Source organism: Burkholderia sp. BDU5 (assembly GCF_001522845.1).
GTDB classification, from domain to species: domain Bacteria; phylum Pseudomonadota; class Gammaproteobacteria; order Burkholderiales; family Burkholderiaceae; genus Burkholderia; species Burkholderia mayonis.
On the sequence record NZ_LOWC01000084.1, the window covers coordinates 1 to 3,018 of the forward strand.

The 3,018-nt window shown below is 63.0% G+C and carries 2 protein-coding genes; both read right to left on the reverse strand.

The features are described from left to right. The coding region (locus WS69_RS14520) for a T6SS effector phospholipase Tle3 domain-containing protein (protein WP_156438150.1) at positions 1-195 on the reverse strand (195 nt) is incomplete at its 3' end. Between the two features lie 19 nt (positions 196-214). Continuing rightward, complete coding sequence (locus WS69_RS14525) at positions 215-2,890, reverse strand: type VI secretion system Vgr family protein (protein ID WP_231747143.1); 2,676 nt, start codon at positions 2,888-2,890, stop codon at positions 215-217. Between the last annotated feature and the right edge of the window lie 128 nt (positions 2,891-3,018).

Genomic DNA, 3,018 nt, shown 5'->3' on the forward strand with positions numbered 1-3,018 from the left:
GCGCTCGTTGAGCCCTTGACACAAGCCTTGCTCGACAACGGAATACACGGCACCCGGATCGTTCACCCCGTGAATAAAAATCACGATGCCCGGCAGATCGCCCGGCAGTTGCACGTTGCGGGCATCGGGTCGATCCGAAATCGTGATGCCAGCGCCCTGCGCATGCACACGATAATCGTTGTTGGTCTCGGCCATAGAATTCTCCCCGGTCGCTTCAGAGCGACGGCTTCAAGATATCGATCTTGGCGATGCGCATCACGTCGTCCTTCACCAGATCCGTCAGCCCACTGGCATCCGACTTCCCTTCGATGATCCGACCGTCGTTGAGCGCGATGCGATATTGCTGGTTAGCCGCCAGCGCCGGCGTTTCCGGCGTATGCCCAGGAAAGTGCAAACGGAACTGCTGGTCGGTGGGCTGGTTCGTGAAGGCCGTCTTCGAAGCCTGTTCCGTCGACGGCCCGCCCCACTGGTGCGACGCCGACAGCAACTTGATGTCGCCGTTCGTGCCGAGCGTCACGCCACCGCCGATCTTGATATAACTGCCGTCTTCAGCAACGAACCGAATCGTTGGCGCGGTGACAAGCACCTCGTTCTCATTCGTCGCGATCTTGACGCCCTTTTGAGCATTCGCCGTCAGGGTGTCGGCCTGCGCCTGCAGCAACATCGGCCCTTCACCGGCCACGGCCTGCACACCGGTGCCGCGCGCGAACAACTGCATTCCCTGTCCGGCCGTCGCATTAAAACGCTGACCGCTCATCAACTGAAGATGCTGCTGCGCCACCTGATCGATGTTCTCGCCCGCGTAAGTAACATGTGTCTTCGGCGTCACGTTCACCGACCCGGCCTGTGCGCCGAATGCCATCAGCGCCTGCGAACCGCCTGCGGCACTGCTCGATTCCGCTGCACCGCTCCCCGGAGTCCACCCCTTGAACGCCTGCGCAACAGCTGTCTGCCCTGCCGCATCCGCCGCCTGCCCGCCGTGCTGTCCGGCGTATTCGCCGAGCGACTTGAAGAGTTCAGCGCACTCTCCGAGCAATTGCAGCAGTTCGTCGCGATCGAGCTGCCCACCGCTCGCCTGCGATCGCGCATAGGTCGTCAGCAGAATGCCCTGCGCTGCCCGCAACGCCGCGGCTGCGTCCGTGCGCAGTTCCGCGCCTTCGCCGCGATCCTGCCCGACGCCGTTATTGCGCGGCTGGGTCAGGTAACCCAAATTCAATTGCGAATGTGCGTGCTCGCTCGCGAGCTGGGCGCTTATCTGCTGCGGGGTATCGTCGAGCCGAAGCTGGTTGTATTTTCGGCCCTTAATTTCCTGCGTCTTGATTCCCGACACGAAACGGTTGCCCGGCAGCGAGCCGGTATGGGTGAACGTCGCGGGCGTGTTCACGCCGTTTCCGAGCACACAGAGGATCACCAAACGGTCAGGATCGCCCGCGATACAGCCCAGCAGGACCTCCATGCCGGCGCGCGGCAGGAACGATACGCCGAAGCCCGCCCCGGCCAAGCTGGACGCCACGCGGATCGGGGCACTGTCGCCCGCATTGCCGTTGGTGCCTGCGCCCTGCGCATGCGCGTGATCGCCCGAATTGAGCCCCGGTATCTGCACGTAGACCCGACCAAGTTCGTCGCATACGACCTCCTCGCCCTCACGCGTCACAATCACGCCCGTGAGCAGATGGACAGGCGGCAGGTCGATCTTCGGATCGTACGCGGGCGTGAGCGGAACTCCGCGTCGCACGCAGGTGAACGCGTTCTCGTAGCGGGTATCCGATTCCGCGTCGAGCGCGGCCGGCAATGCGGGTGCGGCCAGCGTCAAATTGCGGCTCGCGGCGAATAACGCGTGAGCTCGCTCCGTCAAGCCCTTCGGCAGATTGTTCCAGACTTCGTGATGCACGGACGTGATCATGAACTGCCGCTTCTCGGCCGGCTGCATGTCGAGATCGACATCGCCGGTCAGCGTAAACCAGTGGCCGACCGGCATATCCCGCACACTGCTTACACCGTCGTAACGCTCGGCGTCGAATTGATGCGCGAGCATCCGGTCGCGCGTAATGCGGTCGTGATCGTCCCACGAGTCGCCGACATGCGGAATGTCGATCGCCACGTCGGTCAGCAGGTTCGCAAGGTCGTTGCCGGCTTCGCCTTGGTCGATACTCGCGGTCGCTGCCGAATCGTGAATACGTCCCTGCTTGTAGTCCCACGATGGCCGACTCGCCTGCCCGGAAATCAATTGCTGGTGCAGCGCAAACAGCGTAATCGTGTCGCGTTGCTCGGTCGCGGCATCGCGCGGGTGCAGGCGCACCGTGCCCGCCGGAGCCTCTGGCAATTGCAGCGGATTGTCGCAGAAGACGAGCGTATGGACAGGCGTCTCGTCATGAATGTTGCGCGGCGGCTTCGCGGAACCGGCTTTCGCGAACACGTTGATACCCTCGCGGCGCAACAGCCGGCGTACAAACTTCGCGTCTGACTCGTTGACCTGCCGGGTCAGTTCGCGCGCCGGATAGCGGCTCCGATCGAGGCCGGACAGATCGAACTCGAACGCCGCCGCGAGCGCCGGGCTACGACGCCGCCATTCGTTCAACAGGACCGCCAGCACGTCAACGACACCCGTCTTGCGGAACACGCGCGAATTGGTGCGCTTGTCCATCAGCGACAGCGCGTCGCACACCGTAAGCTGGTAGATGCACAGCTCGCCGTCGCTCTGGCCGATCTGCACGTCCTTGACGATCGTGTTGATGAAGCGGAGCTGGCCACGATCGGTGACAAGCCGCAGAGAGACGGGCACGCCAAGGAATAGCCGGGGCGACAGATCGTGACGCGTCGACACACAGGTCAGGTGCCCGTGGATACCAGTCATCAGCGCTTCGCGAATGCTCGCGTGCTGAAGGGCCAAGAGCGGTCCCAAGGTACTTTGCAGTCGGCCGAAATTCAGCGCGACCGGCCGATTGTTCCAGTCGACGGCCCCCGCCGCGAAACTGCGTAGTGTTCCATTTAATGACACAACCGCCCTCTCAATTCTTA